This window comes from Pseudomonas sp. PME37.24/025, assembly GCF_055556615.1.
Window position 1 is genome coordinate 61,216 of the sequence record NZ_JBVHNK010000013.1, and the last position, 19,791, is coordinate 81,006.

Genomic DNA, 19,791 nt, shown 5'->3' on the forward strand with positions numbered 1-19,791 from the left:
CGCTGGTGATCGGACCCGCCGACCAACCTTATTTTGAGCTGCTTATTTTAAGCGGGGCGCTGGTTGATCACTTCATCGATCAGCCCGTATTCACGCGCTGCTTCTGCACTCATGAAATTATCGCGGTTGGTATCGCGCTCGATTTCTTCAAGAGTGCGCCCGCTATGCTTGGCCATCAGCGTGTTGAGACGCTCACGAATGAAGAGGATTTCCTTGGCATGGATTTCGATATCCGAGGCCTGGCCCTGGAAACCGCCCAGTGGCTGGTGAATCATCACACGCGAGTTCGGCAGGCAGTAACGCTTGCCTTGGGCACCGGCCGTCAATAGAAACGCACCCATGCTGCACGCTTGACCGATGCAGGTGGTCGACACGTTTGGCTTGATGAACTGCATGGTGTCGTAGATCGACATGCCCGCCGTCACCGAACCGCCCGGCGAGTTGATATAGAGATGGATGTCCTTGTCCGGGTTTTCCGCTTCAAGGAACAGCAGTTGCGCACAGATCAGGTTGGCCATGTAGTCCTCTACCGGACCAACCAGAAAGATCACTCGCTCCTTGAGAAGGCGCGAGTAGATGTCATAGGCGCGCTCGCCACGAGCAGACTGCTCGACAACCATCGGGACCAGGCCGCCTGCGGCCTGGATATCAGAGTTCTGCTGAATATACGAATTACGGAACATGCTCTGCAGTCACTCCCAAATAGTTATGTCTTGAATACGCATAAGCCAGCACGAAGGCTGGCTTATGGTGTGTACTTCTTACCGCAAAAACGATCAGTCGGCTTGTGGAGCTTCTACCGGCTTGACTGCTTCTTCGTAAGAGACCGATTTGTCGGTCACGCTAGCTTTCTGCAGAACAGTATCCACAACTTGTTCTTCCAGCACAACCGAACGGACTTCGTTCAGTTGCTGGTCGTTCTTGTAGTACCAGGACACAACCTGCTCAGGCTCTTGGTAAGCCGAAGCCATTTCCTGAATCATCTCGCGAACGCGGGCTTCGTCAGGCTTGAGGTCGAATTGCTTGACCACTTCAGCCACGATCAGACCCAGCACAACGCGGCGCTTGGCTTGCTCTTCGAACAGCTCGGCCGGCAGTTGGTCAGGCTTGATGTTGCCGCCGAACTGCTGAACAGCCTGCACGCGCAGACGGTCGACTTCGTTGGACAGCAGAGCCTTTGGCACTTCGATCGGGTTGGTGGCCAGCAGACCGTCCATAACCTGATTCTTGACCTTGGATTTGATCGCCTGACGCAGTTCGCGCTCCATGTTCTTGCGAACTTCGGTGCGGAAGCCTTCCAGACCGGTTTCCTTGATGCCGAATTGAGCGAAGAATTCTTCGGTCAGTTCTGGCAGTTTTGGCTCGGAAACGGTGTTCACAGTCACGGTGAACTCAGCGGCTTTGCCTGCCAGGTCGAGGTTCTGATAGTCCTCTGGGAAGGTCAGGTTCAGAACGCGCTCTTCGCCGGCTTTAGCGCCAACCAGACCGTCTTCGAAGCCAGGGATCATGCGGCCGGAACCCAGTACCAGCTGGGTGCCTTTGGCGGAACCGCCAGCGAACACTTCACCGTCGACTTTGCCGACGAAATCGATGTTCAGTTGGTCTTCATTCTGAGCAGCGCGATCGGCAACTTCGAAACGGGTGTTCTGCTTGCGCAGGATTTCCAGCATCTTGTCCAGATCGGCATCAGCCACGTCAGCGCTCAGGCGCTCAACGGCAATACCTTCGAAACCGGCAACGGTGAACTCTGGGAACACTTCGAAAATTGCGACGTATTCCAGATCTTTACCTGCTTCCATCGATTTAGGCTCGATCGAAGGAGCGCCAGCCGGGTTCAGCTTCTGCTCAACAACAGCTTCATAGAAAGAAGACTGGATCACATCGCCCACGGCTTCTTGACGTGCATCAGCACCGAAACGGCGCTTGATTTCACTCATAGGCACTTTGCCTGGACGGAAGCCAGCGATCTTGGCCTTTTGGGCAGTCTGCTGCAGACGCTTGTTGACCTGAGTCTCGATGCGCTCAGCCGGCACGGTGATGCTCATGCGGCGCTCAAGAGCAGAAGTATTTTCAACAGAAACTTGCATGGATATTCCTCGTTGCACAGACGTTAGCCGGCCGTTTCCGACCCCAGAATCAAGGGCATGCATTCTAGTGGGTCAAACTCAAGAAGTCACCCTACTGAAAACGGGTAAAAAAGCAGCAGGCAGTTTATAGGCGGGGGACAAACGGTTGTGCCTCGCCCTGTTAGCAAATACAGCCAGTCATGCCGGGGCTCTGTACCAATCCTTCTATATAGAAAGAATCGGCAATCCATCCCTGACAGCCGACCCCGCGAGGGGACCGACGGGCGAATCGGCATCATCGAGAAACATAAATTCGACGACCTACCCGCCCTTTCAACCCGGAACATGCGGTTGTTTTGAAAATTCAGGCCTCTAAAACAAAAACGGCGCAGCCCTTTTCAGGTGCTGCGCCGTTTTCTGCTATTAAATAGCTGTTTGTAATGGTGCGGACGGAGAGACTCGAACTCTCACACCTTGCGGCGCTGGAACCTAAATCCAGTGTGTCTACCAATTCCACCACATCCGCATCAAGCTTTTAAAGCAAAGGCGCCAGACTGTTAATCTGGCGCCTTTCTAAATATGGGGTGGACGAAGGGGATCGAACCCTCGACAACGGGAGTCACAATCCCGTGCTCTACCAACTGAGCTACGCCCACCATATTGCCATGTTGCGTTACTTGTGCCAAAGCTGCCTAATTGGCGCACCCGGCAGGACTCGAACCTGCGACCATCCGCTTAGAAGGCGGATGCTCTATCCAGCTGAGCTACGGGCGCCTTGTTAATCTGTATTCTTGGACGATTACAAACTAAGTGCTTTCAGTCTCACCGAATTAAACATCAACTCTGCTCGACCTTCTTAACCAGTGCTAGGCTGTGCCCGACAAGTGCGACGAATGTTATAGGTGAGCCTGAAGGTCGTCAACTCTTTTTTAAAAAAAATTCATTTAATTAAAGGGGTTAGGGGAATTTGCAGACCAAGCGCCTTTGCCCTCACCTCATGACATGCGAGAATGCGTTCTCTTTTTTCCCCCTCTCGATGGTTAATCACGCGCAATGACTGCACAACTAATCGACGGCAAATCGATCGCCGCCAGCCTGCGCCAGCAGATCGCCAAACGAGTCGCCGAGCGTCGCCAGCAAGGCTTGCGCACACCCGGCCTCGCGGTGATCCTGGTCGGCAGCGATCCTGCCTCTCAGGTTTATGTCTCGCACAAGCGTAAAGACTGTGAAGAGGTCGGCTTCCTTTCCCAAGCCTATGACCTGCCTGCCGAAACCACTCAAGAAGCACTGACCGACCTGATCGATCGCCTGAACGACGACCCGGCGATTGACGGCGTTCTGCTTCAGTTGCCTTTACCCGAACATCTGGACGCCTCCAAACTGCTGGAGCGCATTCGTCCTGACAAGGACGTCGATGGTTTTCATCCTTATAACGTCGGCCGTCTGGCCCAGCGCATTCCGCTGCTGCGCCCGTGCACACCCAAAGGCATCATGACGTTGCTGGAAAGCACCGGCGCTGATCTATACGGGATGGACGCGGTCATTGTCGGGGCTTCCAACATCGTTGGACGTCCAATGGCGATGGAATTGCTGCTGGCCGGTTGCACCGTGACCGTTACCCACCGTTTCACCAAGGACCTGGCGGGCCATGTCGGTCGCGCCGACCTGGTGGTGGTTGCCGCCGGTAAACCGGGCCTGGTCAAAGGTGAATGGATCAAGGAAGGCGCGATCGTGATCGACGTCGGCATCAATCGTCAGGAAGACGGCAAGCTGGTCGGTGACGTGATCTACGAAACCGCCCTGCCCCGTGCCGGATGGATCACTCCGGTACCGGGCGGCGTTGGCCCGATGACCCGCGCTTGCTTGCTGGAGAACACGCTGTACGCGGCGGAAACACTGCACGGCTGAGTTCACGCTTGCTTGCAGCGCCGCATAAAAAAACCCCGCCTATCGCGGGGTTTTTTTCGCCAGCAGAAAAAGTTCGACCACCGACTGGTCAGAGATCGGGAAGCAGGAAAGCCAGATTGATACAAAATGGGTACAGCATTAAAAATAATTCATCTTTGGCCCTTTGTTTACAGGCGCCTATGGCTTTCCTGGCACATACTCCTAAAATGCGTCGCTTTTCAAAGAAACAGCCCGTTACAAAACGGTATATCCACCCTTCATGAGTCCACCAGCGTGAAAATCCGTCTTTCAATCCTGAGCTTGTTTTTTGCGTTTACAGGGACTTTCACCACGCAAACGGTCAACGCCGCTGAGACCATCGAGGCGCCCCGAAACATTTCACAACTGAAGATCGCTTCCGGCAGTGCCTTGCTGATGGATATGCAAACCAACAAAGTCATTTATGCCAGCAACCCTGACGTCGTCGTGCCAATCGCGTCCGTCAGCAAACTGATGACTGGTCTGGTGGTGGTAGAAGCCCGGCAAAACATGGACGAATTCCTTTCCGTCAACATCAGCGACACCCCGGAAATGAAAGGCGTGTTCTCACGAGTCAAACTCAAAAGCGAATTGCCGCGCCGGGAAATGCTGCTGATTGCCCTGATGTCATCGGAAAACCGTGCTGCCGCGACCCTGGCCCATCACTATCCGGGCGGTTATGTCGCGTTCATCGCAGCCATGAACGCCAAAGCCAAAGCGCTGGGCATGACCAGCACCCACTTTGTCGAACCGACGGGCCTCTCCCCTCGCAATGTGTCCACCGCCCGCGACCTGAGCAAATTGCTGATCGCCGCGCACAAGTACCCGCTATTGACTGAGCTGAGCACCACCAAGGAAAAAACCGTTTCGTTCCGTAAACCCAACTACAGCCTGGGTTTCCGCAATACCGACCATTTGATCAACAAGCCTAACTGGGACATCAAACTGACCAAGACCGGTTTCACCAACGAGGCCGGTCACTGCCTGGTGCTGGTCACCAGCATGGGTAATCGTCCGATGGCACTGGTAATTCTCGATGCCTTCGGCAAGTACACGCACTTTGCCGATGCCAGCCGTATTCGCAACTGGGTCGAAACCGGCAAGAGCGCCAACGTGCCGTCCGTAGCGCTGCAGTACAAATCTGAAAAGAACCTCAAGCATCGCCAAAGCGGCGTGGTTGAAGCCTCGAAATAAGGTCGAAACGCCTCCAAAAGAAAGCCCCGAATGTTCGGGGCTTTCTTTTGTCCTGGATTAATCATTGGGCAGCGGCATCTGATCGTCATCCGGAATGCCATCCCCGGCACTCGGGTCTTTCCAACCCTGCGGATGCTTCGTCGGCACCACTGTCGGTCTGGCCAAGGGGTCCCTTAACGAGCTGTCCGGATCCATCACCGGATCCAGATCCTCTTCGGGGGTTGTTGGAACACTGTCTGGAGGATCTGGACGTTTGTCGTCAAAGCTCGAGTCGGTAGACATACGCACCTCACTGAGACTTGGGTTTCAGATTACCGAGTGGGTCGTAAGGCTTCGCGGGAGTCTTCTTGCCCTCCTCGCCCGGCTTTACATCCCTGGGCGCCTTGGCAGGCCCGATGGGGTCGACCTGAGGGTCGGCAACGTCTGGAGAGTCGGGATCAAACCCCAACTCATTATCGGACGAATGCTCAGACGAGTGCGGGCCGGTGGGGGTATTGGAATGTGCCATGGCGCCTCCTGTTCATGGTCCCGGAAAAATCCGGGCCCTCTACTTGAGACTTCAGCATAGCGTGGCGGTGCCATGCCGATGACGAGCGGAAACTTACTTCGCGGTCAGCGCCTTCTTCGCCCGGGCTGCCGCCTGTTCCTGACCTGATTGGGCAAGATCGCTCGCCGCTTTCAGCCAGCGCGACTGATCGACGTTGGCCGGAATCTGGTCCGGCTTCTGGATCAATACGGCCCAACCACCGGCATTCTCGAATGCTGATTCAAAGGAACTGAACCCCATCAGTAACCGATGATCCATCCCGGCGCGCAGCAACACGGTCTGCTTCTGACGATTGTAACCAGAGAGAATGGCGTACCGGGGCTCCGCCCAGAATGCCGAGCCTTCGGTGAAGCGCACCATTACCGGATAACCGGCAGCAACCTGGGCCAACAGCGCCGGCAACTGGCTGTCGAGGGGGTAGACCACCATCCCGTACTCGCGCGCGAGGTTCTGCATGTTCTGCTGCAAGCGGCCTTCGGCACCCGGCAAATGCAGAGGTTTGTCGAGCAACCCCGGGGTTATCACGATGCCCTGCTGGGACAGCAGGCTGGCCAGCACCTGAGGCCCGCTTTGATAACTTTGCCCACGATAGAACGTACCGCTGAGTTCGACCCGCTCTGGCAGACGCTTGATCTCAGGCGCCACGCTCCCTGCACAGCCAGCCAGGCCGGCAACGCAGCCAACGATCAATACCAAAGACCGAATTCGAGAAAATACCCGCACCATCATCACTCTCTTGTTCAAACGCCAGGTATTCACACTCCCGGCCTGGCCGTCGATCATAGGATGCCGCGCGGCAGCGGTATAGCCTTAACCGGCAGTTGATTGCATTCGATAGAGCGAACTGGTTGGTGACAGGCGACCTTTGGTCAATAGCCTGAAATACTGCAGCGGCTAGACTGTCATTTACCAAGGAAGAGTATGTGCCCGATGCAGGGCAAGAGGAGGCACTGATGAGCCTGACAATGACAATCGTAATGTTGATTTTCGGCTGGCTGGCCGTGGCCGCCGCCATGCTGTGGGGCGTTTTGCGTATTACCCGCCGACACCATCACCACTCGGCTCAATCGACACCTGTGGCGAAAACCGATCAGCCGACCGCACACCCCGCCACCGCGCACTGACTGACGCTGGTTAGTCGCCCAAACAAAAAAAACGATCGCCTGAACTAATACCCGTGAGCTAAGCCCGCTCCCACAGGCTCCGCGCCTGAACCGGTTGGCATTGGCCGCCTGGACTCTTTCGAATTCAGGCGGCCGTTTCGTTTAACGAAGGTTAAGCTTCAGCGGCGATGCGCTTCTGCCTGGCCCGACGCGACAGCATGTTCAAGCCTTCAATCGTGGCCGAGAACGCCATGGCCGCGTAGACGTAGCCTTTCGGTACGTGGGCGCCAAAACCTTCGGCGATCAGCGTCATGCCGATCATGATCAGGAAGCCCAGCGCCAACATTACTACCGTCGGGTTGTCGTTGATGAACTTGGCCAGAGGGTCAGCCGCCAGCAACATCACCAGTACCGACACCACCACCGCAATAATCATGATCGGCAAATGCTCGGTCATGCCAACAGCAGTGATGATGCTGTCGATGGAGAACACCATGTCCAGCAGCAGGATCTGACCGATCGCGGCGGCAAAGCCCAGGGTCACGGTCGAGGTGGCCGACGTCGGATCATCCGGCGCCGGGTCCATGCTGTGATGGATCTCGGTGGTCGCCTTCCACAACAGGAACAGGCCACCCGCGATGAGGATCATGTCCTTCCAGGAGAACGCCTGGCCGAGAATCTCGATAACAGGCTCCGTCAGCTGGACGATGAATGCGATGGTGCTCAACAGTGCCAGGCGCAGGATCAACGCCATGCCGATACCGATGCGCCGCGCCTTCTGGCGATGCTGTTCGGGCAGCTTGTTGGTGAGGATCGAAATGAAGATCAGGTTATCGATACCGAGCACGATTTCCATCACCACCAGCGTGGCCAGGGCGACCCAGGCAGTGGGGCTTGCAGCAAGTTCTAAAAGGTATTCCATGGGTCAGTCCTGACTCGTTGTAGACGGTTTAGATTTCCTGGGACGAAGATTCGGATTTGCCCGTCTCTTTGGCCGGTTGTTCTTTCTTGCTGATCAAACCGCCCGTGGCATCGCTGAGCGCTTGCTCGGCCGCTTTGTGGGTATCGTCAATTGCCTGCTTGGCGGTTTCGGCAGCCTTGCCCATCAATTGCTGAGCGCTTTTCTCGGCCTGGTCGCAACCGGCCAACACCAGTAAAGACGTGATCAGCAGTGCCGTGGTTTTAAGCTTCATGATGCTTCCCTCGATAGAACAGACAGAACCGAAAAGGCGATCCGTCGATAGCGAGGCATTCTAAGGAAGCAAACACTTCAGGAAAATTCGTATTTTTAGCGGTTATACTTCGGTTTTAACGAATCCAGATCGTGCAGATCATGTGAGCCGGGGATTTCCACCAACATGCTTAATTATCGACAGCTGCATTACTTCTGGGTGGTCGCCAAGACCGGCAGCATCGTGCGTGCCTGCGAGCAGTTGAACCTGACGCCACAGACCATCAGCGGGCAGATTTCCCTGTTCGAGCAAACCTATGGCATCGAGTTGTTTCGCCGGGTCGGCCGGCAGCTGGAACTCACCGAAGCCGGGCGTCAGACCCTGCCCTACGCCGAGCAGATGTTTCAACTCGGTGGCGAGCTTGAGTTGATGCTACGGGCACAGCCCAATGAACAACAGATTCTGTTTCGGGTGGGCGTTGCCGATGTGGTGCCCAAATCCATCGTCTATCGCCTGATCGCGCCAACCATGGAGTTGAGCGAACCGCTGCGTATCACCTGCCGCGAAGACAAACTGGAACGCTTGCTTGCCGACCTGGCGATTCAGCGCCTTGATCTGGTGATTTCCGACAGCCCCATGCCTTCTCATCTGGACATCAAGGGCTACAGCCAGAAACTCGGCGAATGCGGCATCAGCTTCTTCGCCACCTTTGATCTGGCGGCGCGATATGGCCAGGACTTCCCACGCAGCCTGCACGGCGCGCCGCTGCTGATTCCCGGGCCGGAAACCGTGGTGCGCAGTCGCTTGCAACGCTGGTTTGCCGAACAACAGATCCAGCCACGGATCGTCGGCGAGTTCGACGACAGCGCCTTGATGCAGGCTTTCGGCCAATCCGGCAGCGGGATATTCATCGGCCCGAGCGTGATTGCCGACGAATTGAAACGCCAATGCGGCGTGGAGTTGATCGGCCAGACCGACGCGGTGCGCGAGTCGTTCTACGCCATCTCGGTGGAACGCAAGGTCAAGCACCCCGGCATTGTCGCCATTACCGAAGGTGCTCGCCGCGAGCTGTTCACCGCGATGTGAGATGTCAGGCGCAGATTTCGCGAGGTTTAAAGGTCATCAGCGCCATCGCCAACAGGATCGAGACCAGGATAAAACCGGCGGCTGCGAAACCCAGGCCGCCCAGGCCAACACTGTCGATCACCCGCCCACCGACCATCGCGCCCAGACCGATTCCGAGGTTGGCCCCGGCAATGTTCAGCGATGCAGCAAAGGCCGGAGCCTCAGGCGCAGCCTTCATCAGGCGCACGTGGCTGACCAGGAACAGCGCGGCCTGAGTCACACCCCAAATCCCCATCGCTGCCGCCAGACCGAGGGGCGAATGAATGTTCGGCACCAAGGCCACCATGCCGGCGATCATGAAGGCACAGAACGTCACTGAAGCGATCAGCGGATGCCGATCCACCGCGCGACCGCCCAATGAATTGCCGATCAAGCCGACCGCGCCGAAGCCCATCAAGCACCAGCCGACGACAGTGCCGTTGAAACCGGCCAGTCGCTCAAGAATGTCCGCCAGGTAGGTGTAAGCGGTGAACATGCCGCTGAACACCAGGATCGATAACAGCACATGCCCCTGCATCAACGGGCTACGCAGGATTCTGAACTGCGAACGGAAGCTCACTTGATGCTGGTGCAGGTTGGTTTTCGGCAGGTAGATAAACAGCAGCAACGCCTTGGCAAACGCGATCACCGCCAGAATGCCGAAGGCACTGCGCCAGCCGAACGCATCGGAAATCAGCGTACCCACCGGAATACCGAACACCGTGGCGCAGACAATGCCGAAACCGATCTTGGAGATGGCCCGCCCGGCATAGTCCGGCCCGACGATGTCCACTGCGGTTTCACTGGCCAACGCCCAGAACACCGGCAACCCCAGCGCCGGAATCAATCGCGCAATGGCCATCACCCCGATGTTCGGCGCCAGCGCCGCCAGCGTGTTGGCCAGGCCGAACATGATCAGCACGCTGATGAACAGTTTGCGCCGTTCAAACCTTGCAAAGTATGCGGTCAGAAACGGCCCGAAAGCGGCCACGGTAAAGGCGAACAGGGTCACCAGCAAACCCGCTTGAGGGATGCTGACGTCCAGATCACGGGCGATTGCCGGCAACAGGCCGACGATGATGAATTCCGTGGTCAGCACCGTAAAACCGGCGGCGGACAACAGAAGAATGGGCAACAGCATGCAGAACTCCAGGAAAACAACGACACCAGCGACAGCCCGAAGGCTCACTGGCAGAACTTGAAAATGAGGATGGCGAAGCTTAACAGAGTGCTTCCGGACGAGGTTGCACGAACCTGCAAATCGCGTTTAGCAATCGGGTGGCAGATCGTCACAGGTCTGAAGGATCACGGCTACGCTGTGATAAAGTCCGCGGCCCGCGGTACTTACACTTTGCTCATCGGCCATTCATTGGCATTGATGTAGCGACCCTTCGGTTCCCTCCATGTGGCCTGCCCGGCTTTTTGCTGCATGAGCAGAACCCTGCACCCTAATAAAATCAGAGATGCCGTTATGACCGCTTCATCCCCTTCTCTCTTGCAACGCCTGAAACGCAGTAGCCTGGTCACGCAAATCATCATCGGCCTGATCGCCGGGATTGCCTTGGCGCTGTTCGCGCCTGAGCTGGCCAAGTCCACCGCCTTCATTGGCAAAGTGTTCGTGTCGGCGCTCAAGGCTGTCGCGCCGATTCTGGTGTTCGTGCTGGTCATGGCCTCGATTGCCAACCACAAGCACGGCCAGGAAACCCATATCCGGCCGATTCTGTTTCTGTACCTGCTGGGCACGTTTGCGGCAGCCGTGGTGGCGGTGGTCGCCAGTACGCTGTTTCCGTCGAGCCTGGTGCTGGCTACCCAGGACGTCGCGGTGACCGCACCGGGCGGTATCAGCGAAGTGCTGCAGAGTCTGCTGCTCAGCGTGGTCGACAACCCGGTTAGCGCGTTGATGAACGCTAACTTCATCGGCATTCTCGCTTGGGCCATCGGCATGGGCATCGCGATTCGCCATGCCGGCGAGACGACGCGCGAAGTACTGGGCGATCTGTCCAATGGCGTGACCTTGATCGTGCGTTTGGTGATTCGCTTTGCGCCGCTGGGGATCTTCGGCCTGGTGGCTTCGACCCTCGCCACCTCCGGTTTCGGTGCCTTGATCGGTTACATGCATTTGCTGGCCGTGTTGCTGGGCTGCATGCTGTTCGTGGCGCTGGTGATGAACCCGGCCATCGTGTTCTGGAAGCTGCGTCGCAACCCGTATCCGCTGGTATTCACCTGCCTGCGCGAGAGCGGTATCACTGCCTTCTTCACCCGCAGCTCGGCTGCGAACATTCCGGTGAACCTGGAGCTGAGCAAGCGTCTGGGCCTGCACGAAGATACCTATTCGGTGTCGATCCCGCTCGGCGCCACCATCAACATGGCCGGCGCCGCGATCACAATCACCGTGCTGACCCTGGCTGCCGTGCACACCCTGGGCATCGCCGTGGATATTCCGACGGCCATCCTGCTCAGCATCGTCGCGGCAATCTGTGCCTGTGGCGCCTCGGGCGTGGCCGGCGGTTCGCTGTTGCTGATTCCGCTGGCGTGCAGCCTGTTCGGCATCCCGAGCGAAATCGCCATGCAGGTGGTGGCGGTCGGCTTCATCATCGGTGTGTTGCAGGACTCGGCGGAAACCGCGCTGAACTCCTCCACCGACGTGCTGTTCACTGCGGCGGCGTGCCAGGGTGAGGAACTGAAAGCCCAGAAAATCCGCCTGGCGTAATGTAGGAGCCAGGCTTGCCGCGAAACCTGTGGGAGCGAGCTTGCTCGCGATAGCGGAGGGTCAGCCAACATTAATGCTGAATGTAAGACCGTCATCGCGAGCAAGCTCGCTCCCACAGGTTTCGCCAGCAAGTCTGGCTCCTACAGAGGCAAAACGAAAAAGCCCGCCAAGGCTTACACCTTGGCGGGCTTTTTTGTACCTGGGTGTTTAGAACGCGCCCATGTAATCGCGCTTGCCCACTTCCACGCCGTTGTGACGCAGCAGTGCGTAAGCGGTGGTCACGTGGAAGAAGAACTGCGGCAAACCGTAGCTCAGCAGATAAGCCTGGCCAGTGAAGCGTTTCTCTTTAGGCGTGCCTGGACGGGTAACGATCTCGATGCCTTCCTTGCCGTCGATCTGCTCGGGTTTGATCTCGCCGATGAAGGCCAGGACCTTGGCGATCAGCGCTTGCAGTTCGGCGAAGGTGGTTTCGGTGTCGTCATATTTCGGCAGTTCGACTTCAGCCAGACGCGCCGAAACGCCTTTGGCGAAATCAACGGCGATCTGCACCTGACGTATCAGCGGGAACATGTCCGGGTACAGACGGGCTTGCAGGAACGCGTTTGGATCAATGTTTTTCGCGCTAGCGTGGGCTTCGGCCTTGCTCAGGTTGTTGCTCAGGGCATTGAGCATTTGCTGGAAAACCGGAACGGAGGCGGCGTACAGGGAAATAGTCATGATGGTCTCGTGTGGTGACAGGAGTAAAAACGTGGAGCGATTATAGCCATGCCCGACCGCCCTGCGGCTTGTCTTTTATCCTGCAAGGATTAGGCTAGGCGGCTTCGACTGCATGCTTCGACTGCATAGGGAAAAGCGCGATGAGCACTGAGCAAGAAACGACCTCCGACGAACCGCGGCTTAACAGCACGGAAATTCGCATTCTGGGCTCGTTGATCGAGAAACAGGCCACCAGCCCGGAAACCTATCCGCTGACGCTCAATGCGCTGGTGATTGCCTGCAACCAGAAAACCAGCCGCGAACCGGTGATGAACCTCAGTCAGGGCCAGGTCGGCCAGAGCTTGCGCGTACTGGAAGGGCGCGGTTTTACCAGACTGGTGATGGGCAGCCGTGCCGACCGCTGGGAGCATCGGGTCGACAAGGCGCTGGAACTGGTGCCGGCGCAGGTGATTCTGACGGGGTTGTTGTTCCTGCGCGGCCCGCAGACGGTCAACGAACTGCTGACCCGCAGTGGCCGCATGCACGACTTCGAAGATGCCGAACAGGTGGTGCATCAACTGGAGCGCTTGATCGCCAGAGGTCTGGCGCTGTTGATCCCGCGTCAGGCCGGCCAGCGCGAAGACCGTTACATGCATGCGCTGGGCGATCCGGCGGATATCGAAGCGATCCTGGCTGCCCGGCAGAACCCCGCGGAACGTAGCGCCAGTGGCGGTGTGTCGGTGGAGCGAATCGAAGAGCTTGAAGCGCGGATTGCGGCGCTGGAAGAGCGCCTGGCACGCCTCGAATAATCACTGAGGTCCTTGTGGCGAGGGAGCTTGCTCCCGCTGGGTCGCGAAGCGGCCCCAAACCTGTCAACGCATTACGCCAGGCTCACCGGGTTTGCCTGCCTTGCGCCTGCTTCGCAGCCGAACGGGAGCAAGCCCCCTCGCCACAGGGTCCGCGTTCAACTCCAAGTTGCTACTCACCGTCCCAATAATCCACCCCATCGGCTTGCCTGGCGACGGCGACGAAGCCCGAAGCATTGCCCTGGGCATCGACCTTGAAGTCGTCCATCACCACGTATTTTCCGGAATCCGGGTATTCACAAATATCCGGTGATTGCTGGCTACTGACCGCCAGATAGCGCAATTCGCCGTTGCTGGTATTGATGATCTGGTGCGCGGCTTCAGGACCGCCCGCCGGGCAAGCGATCACGTCACCGGCGCGGATCGGAAAGCGTTCGGCGCCAAGGCGAACTTCCCCTTCCCCGGCCACGATATAGAACATCTCTTCATTGACTCGATGGCTATGAAACGGACTGCCACGCATGCCCGGCTCCAGGGCATACAACCGATAACCCAGCTTTTGCGCGCCCAGTTGCTGGCCGATGCGGGCAAAGCGTTGCTTATAACGGCTGGCAGCGTCTCCGGTGGGAGCAAAACCTTCGGGCGGCGGTAAGAGTTCGGCCTGATCCAGGTTGAGAATGGCGGGATGCATGAGAACCTCGGTCACGGTGGCTGGAGAGCAAGTCTTCGCCTGCTGGCGGCCAGTATAGGCGGGGATATTCGCGGGCAAATAATCGAGGCAGGCTGAAGACCGAGTCGCGACAATCGCGGGCAAGCCCGCTCCCACAAGGTCAGCGCTGAACCTGTGGGAGCGGGCTTGCCCGCGAAGGGGCCGGTACATTCAATAAAAAATCGGGATGATCAGCCCCGGGCAAACGCCACGGCTTTCTGGAATTGCTCATCGGTAGGCCGCACGCCGGTGTACAACACGAACTGTTCCAGTGCCTGGATCGCAATCACTTCCAGCCCGGTGATCACCCGCTTGCCTTCGGCACGACCGCGCACGATCAGTGGTGTTTCCGAGGGGATCGCGACTACATCGAAGACAGTTTCGGCCGCAGTGATAGCGTCAGGCTCGAACGCCAATTGATCGGCTTCCGGCCCGCCGGTCATGCCGATGGGCGTGACATTGATCAGCATCTGCGGGCGCTGACCACCCAGCTCCGCCAGCCATGAGTAACCCAACGATTCAGCCAAAGCACGCCCGGCACGCTCGTTACGGGCCACGATCAAGCCGTTTTTGTAGCCGCCATCGCGCAAGGCACTGGCCACAGCCTTGGCCATGCCGCCGCTGCCGCGCAAGGCAAAGGTCGAATCCTTGGGAACCTGATGGGTTTCAAGCAACTGGGCGATGGCGATGTAATCGGTGTTGTAGGCCTTGAGGTGACCATTGGTGTTGACGATAGTGTTGATCGATTGAATAGCCTCAGCCGATGCATCCAGCTCATCGACCAGCGCGATGCATGCTTCCTTGAACGGCATCGACACCCCGCAACCCCGGATTCCCAAGGCGCGGATGCCGCCAACGGCGCCCGGCAAGTCCTGGCTGCTGAAGGCTTTGTAGTAGAAATTCAGGCCCAGTTGTTCGTACAGATGGTTATGAAACCGCAGGCCGAAATTGCCGGGGCGCCCCGAGAGTGACATGCACAGCTGAGTGTCTCTGTTGGGGTTCATCTGCATTCGAATCTCCTTCAATAGCACTTTCGGATGGACGGGATTAACCATTCCACTGGATTGTGGTCGATCGTAAAGGTCTGTCTGAACTTGGCACACAGTACCGTAAAGAAACCGGTACAGACCTTACACAAAATTTACCCAATGGCTGTGCTGATTTTCAAAAAAACACTGTCTTAGAAGTATCCCCGCGACAACTTGTGTCTATTGCAGACGCGAGCGCCGGGTCGAAGAACCGAGGACTTATCATGATCCGTAAAATCCCCACAGTAGCCTTGCTGATCGGTGCTCTTGCTATCGCAGGGCAGGCAGAAGCAGGTGGTCATGGTCATGGCGGCTGGGAAGGTCCGGCTGTGTTTGGTGCGATCGTCGGCTCGGCAATCATCGGCTCAGCAATTATCGGCCGTGACCGGCCAGTGTATGTAGAGCAACCGGTTTACGTGCAGCCACAACCGGTGTACGTGCAGCCACCGCCTGTTTATTACCAACCGGCGCCGGTCTACGTCCAACAGCCGATGTACTACCGCCCGGCCCCGATCTATTACGGTCCGCCACGCGGGTATGGTCCACCGCGTGGCTATTACGGCCCTCCCCATGGTTATTATCGTGGTGACCGCTGGTAACACGCTCATCAGGCCCCGCTTTAGAAGCGGGGCCTTTTTTGTGACCACTGGCAGGACGAAGTCTGAATAAATCTCGTCAAGGTCGCTGTCGGGACAGTACCGGTAGGTAAAGTTGGTCATATTTATGTCATGTCCGATCCGCAAGCTTGGATCTGTCCATAAACAACAGGTTGATAAAAACAAGGACGACCTTCATGCCCACACAAAACCCGCATCGCATTGTCGGCTTGTGCACTTCCGGCAAGGTGTACAACGCACTGACCGAACTCAAACACCTGGAAGGCCATCGCAGCGCAAAATTCCTCTCGCTGCTGGCAGAAAACCTGGTGCGCAAAGGCCTGCTCAATGAGCAGGAAGTGGTGCATATGCTCGATCTAGTGGTGGATTGACCGCAGAACTCATTGGCATCAATGACGACTATCGAAAGCGTTGATTGTCCGTTCAAGCGTCCGATCCGTAAGGTAGCTCCATAGATTAATGGAGGTACTTATGGCTCAGGTTCAGATCATGTCAGTTATCGGCAGCGCCGTTCCCGCACAACTCAGAGCGCGAGGATTACTTGCCTGTTGGTATCTGGTGCAGGACGGCGAACCGATCAGCGGCCCGCTCACCTCGCTTCCCGCCGCCCAAGCCTTGTCGCAACGTATCGACTCAGGCCAGCTCAGCGCTTAAGGCAACTGAACCTTTGGCTTGGAATCGATGAAAATCGCCCAGCTCGACACGAACAACGCCGCGATCAGCGGCCCGATGACAAAACCGTTCAGGCCAAAAAGCGCCAGGCCGCCCAGGGTCGAGATGAGGATCAAGTAGTCCGGCATTTTGGTGTCCTTGCCCACCAGGATCGGTCGCAGGACGTTGTCCACCAGGCCGATCACGAACACCCCGAACAAGGTCAGCACCGAGGCCTGCCAGATCGCGCCGCTGAACAGGAAATACGCCGCCACCGGTATCCAGACGATACCCGCCCCCACCGCCGGCAACAGCGACAGAAACGCCATCAACACCGCCCAGAGCAGCACGCTCGGGATGTCCAGAAACCAGAAAATAAAACCACCCAATGCCCCTTGCGTGATCGCCACCACCACATTGCCCTTCACCGTGGCCCGCACCACTCGATTGAACTTCAGTTGCAAACGACGTTTCTGGTTGTCTTCCAGCGGTATCGCCGCACGTACTTTACGTGCCAGTTCGGACCCGTCCCGCAGGAAGAAAAACAGCAGGTACAGCATGACGAAAAAGCTCACCACGAATTCGAACGTACCCTGACCAAAGTTGAACGCCTTGGTCGCGACAAACTGGCTGCCTTGCATCGTGCTCTTGATGATGTTCTCCCGAAGCCCGCTCAGCTCACCCATGCCGAAACGATCGAGCAAGTACTGAACATAGGGCGGCAGACTTTGCTTGAACTGCGACACATACTCGGCGATGTCCAGTTCACCGCTTTCGATTCGGTTGTACAGCGCCGCACCTTCCTGAACCAGCAAGGTACTGATGGTGATTACCGGCAGGATCGCGATCACCACACAGAGACACAAGGTGAACAGGGCCGTCAGGTTGCGTGGCCAGCCGAACCGCTGTTGCAACTTATGCTGCAAGGGCGAAAACAGAATGCCCAGGATGACCGCCCAGAACACCGCGCCATAGAGCGGCAGCAGAATCCATACGAAGGCAATGCTCACCAGGGTCAGCAAGACCATCAACGATGTGTTTTGCAGCTTCGTTTCGTTCATGTCCGATCCATGTCAGTACGCAGGGGTGCCGATTGCGCATCCTGATATTTAGTCCGCCACGGCTCGCGCGAGTGCCATTCGTTTTTCATCAAGCATAGATCCAGATCAATTACCCCCGCGGGCAAGCCGCTTATCCTTGCCGGCTTTTGCGATCGACACTGCCATGACCAGCGCCATAACGCTCACGCCCCCGGAACTGCTCGCCCCTGCCGGCACCCTGAAAAACATGCGTTATGCCTTCGCCTACGGCGCCGACGCGGTTTACGCCGGCCAGCCGCGCTACAGCCTGCGGGTGCGCAACAACGAATTCGATCACGCCAACCTCGCGCTCGGCATCGCCGAGGCCCAGGCTCAGGGCAAGCGTTTCTATGTGGTGGTGAACATCGCCCCGCACAACGCCAAGCTCAAAACGTTTTTGAAAGACCTGGAACCGGTGATCGCCATGGCACCGGACGCGCTGATCATGTCCGACCCGGGCCTGATCATGCTGGTGCGCCGGCACTTCCCGCAGATACCGATCCACTTGTCAGTGCAGGCCAACACGGTGAACTGGGCCAGCGTCGAGTTCTGGCAGCAACAGGGCTTGAGCCGGATCATCCTGTCCCGCGAACTGTCGCTGGAAGAGATCGCAGAAATCCGCCAGCACGTCCCGGCGATGGAGCTGGAAGTGTTCGTCCACGGGGCGCTGTGCATGGCCTATTCCGGGCGCTGCCTGTTGTCAGGCTATATGAACAAGCGCGACGCCAATCAGGGCAGCTGCACCAATGCCTGCCGCTGGAAATACTCGGCGACGCCGGCCAGCGAAAATCAGCTCGGTGAAATCGTTCAGCAGTTCCGCCCCGAACCGACCCTGGGCATTGGTGCGCCGACCGATCAAGTGTTCCTGCTGCAAGAAGCCAATCGCCCTGACGAACTGATGCCGGCATTCGAGGATGAACACGGCACCTACATCATGAACGCCAAGGACCTGCGCGCGGTCCAGCATGTCGAGCGCCTGACGCAGATGGGCGTGCATTCATTGAAGATCGAAGGTCGGACCAAATCGCACTTCTATTGCGCGCGCACCACCCAGGTGTACCGTCGCGCGATCGATGATGCGGTGGCTGGCCGGGCGTTTAATCGCAGTTTGATGACCGATCTGGAATCCCTGGCCCAGCGTGGCTACACCGAAGGTTTTCTACGCCGGCATGTGCATGACGAATACCAGAACTACCAAAACGGCAGCTCGGTTTCAGAGCGCCAGCAGTTCGTGGGCGAGTTGACCGGCGAACGTCGGGATCAGTTGGCCGAGGTGCGGGTGAAGAATCGCTTTGGTTTAGGGGATCACCTGGAACTGATGACGCCCACGGCTAACTTCCATTTTGATTTGCATCAGCTGCAGAACGTCAAAGGTGAGGCTATTGAAGTGGCGCCCGGAGATGGGCACACGGTGTATTTGCCGATTCCGGATGCGGTGGATTTGCGCTTTGGGTTGTTGATGCGGGATGTGGGCGCGAGTTAAAAGCCGTCAAAAACAAGGCGCCAATTCTACGGCGCCTGCGTATCAAACACTGTCACAACACTGTCGCCCAAGTGCGCAATAAATAAGTGAGGTAATAGCACAGAGGGATTTGTCAGGGTCGAAGTAAATCATGGCTTGTACTTCAACGCGCATTCCGACTCGCGTTCTTTGACCGCGAGGACAATTACAGCTGCTTGTACCAAGTCTGGAAAGACGGCGCGTTCCGACGCGCAACCAAGCTGGCTTTAGGTCGCGAACGTTCACGATCCAAGAGCAAACAGTGAACAAAGTGGGGACCGAATGCACATAGGATGTGCGACCGCCCCGGCATCGCGCCTACTTCATGCTCAAAACGTTGGCGAAAACATTACCCAGGCCAAACTGCAGATGGAACTTACCTCCACGAAAACGTCTTGCTGTATAGAAAAACAAATATAGCCTTCAGCGATCCAATAAGCATTTCAAACGCCCTCTAAAACGGCCGCCGAATAATTCGCCACGTCCATCGCCAGCCCGGCCTCCGCCAGCGCCTCCAGCAAGGCCGCTTGCGCCTCGAAGCGCAACCCGCGCTTCAGCGTCCGCGCTGCGTGCATTTGATCCAGTAACACATGGGTCACTTGATAAGGCGTGCTGATTTTCAGGCGCTGTAGCCAGACGGGAAGTTTCTTTTCGATTTTACGTTGCCTGACATCCGCGACATCCGTTGCCTTATCCGAAAAAGTATTTTTTGAAACCGCCACTATCTCTTCAAACACATCAGTCAACTTCTTTAATATATAACCCAACATCAAATCATCATAAGCGATCAACACTCACACTCCATCGTGCCGAAAATCATTTCTCTCGACCAATACACCCATTACCTGCCGTCACACTACACCTTATTGAACAATCATTAGC

At 57.2% G+C, this 19,791-nt stretch carries 23 protein-coding genes and 3 tRNA genes; 10 read left to right on the plus strand and 16 right to left on the minus strand.

Annotated elements, in window-relative coordinates; genetic code table 11:
- Window positions 1-47: 47 nt before the first annotated feature.
- The 5 genes from clpP to ACZ3HH_RS23015 all read right to left on the minus strand — a co-directional run bounded on the left by clpP (window position 48) and on the right by ACZ3HH_RS23015 (window position 2,840).
- A complete protein-coding gene (clpP, locus tag ACZ3HH_RS22995; RefSeq protein WP_007901795.1) occupies window positions 48-683 on the minus strand; it encodes an ATP-dependent Clp endopeptidase proteolytic subunit ClpP in 636 nt (211 codons plus the stop codon).
- Between the two features lie 93 nt (window positions 684-776).
- Window positions 777-2,087 carry a trigger factor gene (tig, locus tag ACZ3HH_RS23000; RefSeq protein WP_258616129.1) on the minus strand — a complete coding sequence of 437 codons (1,311 nt, stop codon included), beginning with the start codon at window positions 2,085-2,087 and terminating at the stop codon, window positions 777-779.
- Window positions 2,088-2,507: 420 nt separating this feature from the next.
- A tRNA-Leu gene (locus ACZ3HH_RS23005) sits at window positions 2,508-2,592 on the minus strand.
- A 54-nt stretch (window positions 2,593-2,646) separates the two neighbouring features.
- Window positions 2,647-2,722: transfer RNA gene (locus ACZ3HH_RS23010), tRNA-His, on the minus strand.
- Window positions 2,723-2,763: 41 nt separating this feature from the next.
- A tRNA-Arg gene (locus ACZ3HH_RS23015) sits at window positions 2,764-2,840 on the minus strand.
- Between the two features lie 279 nt (window positions 2,841-3,119).
- On the opposite strand from ACZ3HH_RS23015, the gene folD reads away from it, so the two are divergent.
- Window positions 3,120-3,974 (plus strand): bifunctional methylenetetrahydrofolate dehydrogenase/methenyltetrahydrofolate cyclohydrolase FolD, encoded by an 855-nt coding sequence (gene folD, locus ACZ3HH_RS23020; RefSeq protein ID WP_192342578.1) that lies wholly within the window; start codon window positions 3,120-3,122, stop codon window positions 3,972-3,974.
- Window positions 3,975-4,247: 273 nt separating this feature from the next.
- Window positions 4,248-5,186: a D-alanyl-D-alanine endopeptidase gene (gene pbpG / locus ACZ3HH_RS23025; protein WP_465807966.1), complete on the plus strand. Its 939-nt coding sequence runs from the start codon at window positions 4,248-4,250 to the stop codon at window positions 5,184-5,186.
- A gap of 57 nt (window positions 5,187-5,243) precedes the next feature.
- On the opposite strand, the gene ACZ3HH_RS23030 is transcribed toward pbpG, so the two are convergent.
- From ACZ3HH_RS23030 to ACZ3HH_RS23040, 3 genes are all read right to left on the minus strand, one after another.
- The gene (locus ACZ3HH_RS23030) at window positions 5,244-5,468 is read right to left on the minus strand and encodes a hypothetical protein (RefSeq protein WP_465807968.1); all 225 of its coding nucleotides are present in this window, start codon (window positions 5,466-5,468) and stop codon (window positions 5,244-5,246) included.
- A gap of 7 nt (window positions 5,469-5,475) precedes the next feature.
- Window positions 5,476-5,694: a DUF6021 family protein gene (locus ACZ3HH_RS23035; RefSeq protein WP_465807970.1), complete on the minus strand. Its 219-nt coding sequence runs from the start codon at window positions 5,692-5,694 to the stop codon at window positions 5,476-5,478.
- 93 nt (window positions 5,695-5,787) lie between these two features.
- Window positions 5,788-6,516, minus strand: coding sequence for a peptidase C39 family protein (locus ACZ3HH_RS23040; RefSeq protein WP_465807972.1), 729 nt, complete (start codon window positions 6,514-6,516; stop codon window positions 5,788-5,790).
- Between the two features lie 170 nt (window positions 6,517-6,686).
- Between ACZ3HH_RS23040 and ACZ3HH_RS23045 the strand changes: the two genes are divergently transcribed.
- Window positions 6,687-6,857, plus strand: coding sequence for a hypothetical protein (locus ACZ3HH_RS23045; protein ID WP_465807974.1), 171 nt, complete (start codon window positions 6,687-6,689; stop codon window positions 6,855-6,857).
- A gap of 151 nt (window positions 6,858-7,008) precedes the next feature.
- On the opposite strand, the gene ACZ3HH_RS23050 is transcribed toward ACZ3HH_RS23045, so the two are convergent.
- Both ACZ3HH_RS23050 and ACZ3HH_RS23055 read right to left on the minus strand, forming a co-directional pair.
- Complete coding sequence (locus ACZ3HH_RS23050; protein ID WP_123357534.1) at window positions 7,009-7,758, minus strand: TerC family protein; 750 nt, start codon at window positions 7,756-7,758, stop codon at window positions 7,009-7,011.
- Window positions 7,759-7,786: 28 nt separating this feature from the next.
- The gene (locus tag ACZ3HH_RS23055; RefSeq protein WP_465807976.1) at window positions 7,787-8,029 is read right to left on the minus strand and encodes a hypothetical protein; all 243 of its coding nucleotides are present in this window, start codon (window positions 8,027-8,029) and stop codon (window positions 7,787-7,789) included.
- Window positions 8,030-8,194: 165 nt separating this feature from the next.
- On the opposite strand from ACZ3HH_RS23055, the gene nhaR reads away from it, so the two are divergent.
- Window positions 8,195-9,094 carry a transcriptional activator NhaR gene (gene nhaR, locus ACZ3HH_RS23060; protein WP_465807978.1) on the plus strand — a complete coding sequence of 300 codons (900 nt, stop codon included), beginning with the start codon at window positions 8,195-8,197 and terminating at the stop codon, window positions 9,092-9,094.
- 4 nt (window positions 9,095-9,098) lie between these two features.
- Here the strand turns inward: nhaR and ACZ3HH_RS23065 are convergent, their stop codons facing one another.
- The gene (locus ACZ3HH_RS23065) at window positions 9,099-10,253 is read right to left on the minus strand and encodes an MFS transporter (RefSeq protein ID WP_465807980.1); all 1,155 of its coding nucleotides are present in this window, start codon (window positions 10,251-10,253) and stop codon (window positions 9,099-9,101) included.
- Between the two features lie 330 nt (window positions 10,254-10,583).
- Here ACZ3HH_RS23065 and sstT point away from each other — a divergent pair, with 330 nt between their 5' ends.
- A complete protein-coding gene (gene sstT, locus ACZ3HH_RS23070; RefSeq protein WP_465807982.1) occupies window positions 10,584-11,822 on the plus strand; it encodes a serine/threonine transporter SstT in 1,239 nt (412 codons plus the stop codon).
- A gap of 207 nt (window positions 11,823-12,029) precedes the next feature.
- Here the strand turns inward: sstT and ACZ3HH_RS23075 are convergent, their stop codons facing one another.
- Window positions 12,030-12,539, minus strand: a complete 510-nt coding sequence (locus ACZ3HH_RS23075) for a DUF1993 domain-containing protein (protein ID WP_465807984.1) — start codon at window positions 12,537-12,539, stop codon at window positions 12,030-12,032.
- 140 nt (window positions 12,540-12,679) lie between these two features.
- Here ACZ3HH_RS23075 and ACZ3HH_RS23080 point away from each other — a divergent pair, with 140 nt between their 5' ends.
- The gene (locus tag ACZ3HH_RS23080) at window positions 12,680-13,327 is read left to right on the plus strand and encodes a YceH family protein (protein WP_465807986.1); all 648 of its coding nucleotides are present in this window, start codon (window positions 12,680-12,682) and stop codon (window positions 13,325-13,327) included.
- A 169-nt stretch (window positions 13,328-13,496) separates the two neighbouring features.
- Here the strand turns inward: ACZ3HH_RS23080 and ACZ3HH_RS23085 are convergent, their stop codons facing one another.
- A complete protein-coding gene (locus ACZ3HH_RS23085; protein WP_465807988.1) occupies window positions 13,497-14,015 on the minus strand; it encodes a cupin domain-containing protein in 519 nt (172 codons plus the stop codon).
- Window positions 14,016-14,224: 209 nt separating this feature from the next.
- Complete coding sequence (locus ACZ3HH_RS23090; protein ID WP_465807990.1) at window positions 14,225-15,043, minus strand: shikimate 5-dehydrogenase; 819 nt, start codon at window positions 15,041-15,043, stop codon at window positions 14,225-14,227.
- Window positions 15,044-15,285: 242 nt separating this feature from the next.
- Here ACZ3HH_RS23090 and ACZ3HH_RS23095 point away from each other — a divergent pair, with 242 nt between their 5' ends.
- The 3 genes from ACZ3HH_RS23095 (at window position 15,286) to ACZ3HH_RS23105 (ending at window position 16,332) form a co-directional block, all read left to right on the plus strand.
- On the plus strand, window positions 15,286-15,660 hold the full coding sequence (locus ACZ3HH_RS23095; protein ID WP_192342568.1) for a hypothetical protein: 375 nt from the start codon (window positions 15,286-15,288) through the stop codon (window positions 15,658-15,660).
- A gap of 194 nt (window positions 15,661-15,854) precedes the next feature.
- Window positions 15,855-16,049: a hypothetical protein gene (locus ACZ3HH_RS23100; RefSeq protein ID WP_007901759.1), complete on the plus strand. Its 195-nt coding sequence runs from the start codon at window positions 15,855-15,857 to the stop codon at window positions 16,047-16,049.
- Between the two features lie 100 nt (window positions 16,050-16,149).
- On the plus strand, window positions 16,150-16,332 hold the full coding sequence (locus ACZ3HH_RS23105; protein WP_007901757.1) for a hypothetical protein: 183 nt from the start codon (window positions 16,150-16,152) through the stop codon (window positions 16,330-16,332).
- On the opposite strand, the gene ACZ3HH_RS23110 is transcribed toward ACZ3HH_RS23105, so the two are convergent.
- Window positions 16,329-17,390 carry an AI-2E family transporter gene (locus ACZ3HH_RS23110; protein ID WP_465807993.1) on the minus strand — a complete coding sequence of 354 codons (1,062 nt, stop codon included), beginning with the start codon at window positions 17,388-17,390 and terminating at the stop codon, window positions 16,329-16,331. The genes ACZ3HH_RS23105 and ACZ3HH_RS23110 overlap by 4 nt on opposite strands.
- A 163-nt stretch (window positions 17,391-17,553) precedes the next feature.
- Between ACZ3HH_RS23110 and trhP the strand changes: the two genes are divergently transcribed.
- On the plus strand, window positions 17,554-18,891 hold the full coding sequence (gene trhP, locus ACZ3HH_RS23115) for a prephenate-dependent tRNA uridine(34) hydroxylase TrhP (protein WP_465807995.1): 1,338 nt from the start codon (window positions 17,554-17,556) through the stop codon (window positions 18,889-18,891).
- Between the two features lie 461 nt (window positions 18,892-19,352).
- On the opposite strand, the gene ACZ3HH_RS23120 is transcribed toward trhP, so the two are convergent.
- Complete coding sequence (locus ACZ3HH_RS23120; RefSeq protein WP_465807997.1) at window positions 19,353-19,703, minus strand: hypothetical protein; 351 nt, start codon at window positions 19,701-19,703, stop codon at window positions 19,353-19,355.
- Window positions 19,704-19,791 lie beyond the last annotated feature (88 nt).

What these genes read in the sequence shown, in the direction of transcription:
- ACZ3HH_RS23090 (WP_465807990.1), bottom strand. Translation starts at nt 15,043, where the DNA reads ATGCAGATGAACCCCAACAGAGACACTCAGCTGTGCATGTCACTCTCG.
- folD (WP_192342578.1), top strand. Translation starts at nt 3,120, where the DNA reads ATGACTGCACAACTAATCGACGGCAAATCGATCGCCGCCAGCCTGCGC.
- sstT (WP_465807982.1), top strand. Translation starts at nt 10,584, where the DNA reads ATGACCGCTTCATCCCCTTCTCTCTTGCAACGCCTGAAACGCAGTAGC.
- tig (WP_258616129.1), bottom strand. Translation starts at nt 2,087, where the DNA reads ATGCAAGTTTCTGTTGAAAATACTTCTGCTCTTGAGCGCCGCATGAGC.
- ACZ3HH_RS23050 (WP_123357534.1), bottom strand. Translation starts at nt 7,758, where the DNA reads ATGGAATACCTTTTAGAACTTGCTGCAAGCCCCACTGCCTGGGTCGCC.
- ACZ3HH_RS23055 (WP_465807976.1), bottom strand. Translation starts at nt 8,029, where the DNA reads ATGAAGCTTAAAACCACGGCACTGCTGATCACGTCTTTACTGGTGTTG.
- ACZ3HH_RS23075 (WP_465807984.1), bottom strand. Translation starts at nt 12,539, where the DNA reads ATGACTATTTCCCTGTACGCCGCCTCCGTTCCGGTTTTCCAGCAAATG.
- trhP (WP_465807995.1), top strand. Translation starts at nt 17,554, where the DNA reads ATGACCAGCGCCATAACGCTCACGCCCCCGGAACTGCTCGCCCCTGCC.
- ACZ3HH_RS23045 (WP_465807974.1), top strand. Translation starts at nt 6,687, where the DNA reads ATGAGCCTGACAATGACAATCGTAATGTTGATTTTCGGCTGGCTGGCC.
- ACZ3HH_RS23040 (WP_465807972.1), bottom strand. Translation starts at nt 6,516, where the DNA reads ATGATCGACGGCCAGGCCGGGAGTGTGAATACCTGGCGTTTGAACAAG.
- ACZ3HH_RS23085 (WP_465807988.1), bottom strand. Translation starts at nt 14,015, where the DNA reads ATGCATCCCGCCATTCTCAACCTGGATCAGGCCGAACTCTTACCGCCG.
- ACZ3HH_RS23030 (WP_465807968.1), bottom strand. Translation starts at nt 5,468, where the DNA reads ATGTCTACCGACTCGAGCTTTGACGACAAACGTCCAGATCCTCCAGAC.
- ACZ3HH_RS23035 (WP_465807970.1), bottom strand. Translation starts at nt 5,694, where the DNA reads ATGGCACATTCCAATACCCCCACCGGCCCGCACTCGTCTGAGCATTCG.
- ACZ3HH_RS23105 (WP_007901757.1), top strand. Translation starts at nt 16,150, where the DNA reads ATGGCTCAGGTTCAGATCATGTCAGTTATCGGCAGCGCCGTTCCCGCA.
- nhaR (WP_465807978.1), top strand. Translation starts at nt 8,195, where the DNA reads ATGCTTAATTATCGACAGCTGCATTACTTCTGGGTGGTCGCCAAGACC.
- ACZ3HH_RS23110 (WP_465807993.1), bottom strand. Translation starts at nt 17,390, where the DNA reads ATGAACGAAACGAAGCTGCAAAACACATCGTTGATGGTCTTGCTGACC.
- ACZ3HH_RS23100 (WP_007901759.1), top strand. Translation starts at nt 15,855, where the DNA reads ATGCCCACACAAAACCCGCATCGCATTGTCGGCTTGTGCACTTCCGGC.
- ACZ3HH_RS23065 (WP_465807980.1), bottom strand. Translation starts at nt 10,253, where the DNA reads ATGCTGTTGCCCATTCTTCTGTTGTCCGCCGCCGGTTTTACGGTGCTG.
- clpP (WP_007901795.1), bottom strand. Translation starts at nt 683, where the DNA reads ATGTTCCGTAATTCGTATATTCAGCAGAACTCTGATATCCAGGCCGCA.
- ACZ3HH_RS23095 (WP_192342568.1), top strand. Translation starts at nt 15,286, where the DNA reads ATGATCCGTAAAATCCCCACAGTAGCCTTGCTGATCGGTGCTCTTGCT.
- ACZ3HH_RS23080 (WP_465807986.1), top strand. Translation starts at nt 12,680, where the DNA reads ATGAGCACTGAGCAAGAAACGACCTCCGACGAACCGCGGCTTAACAGC.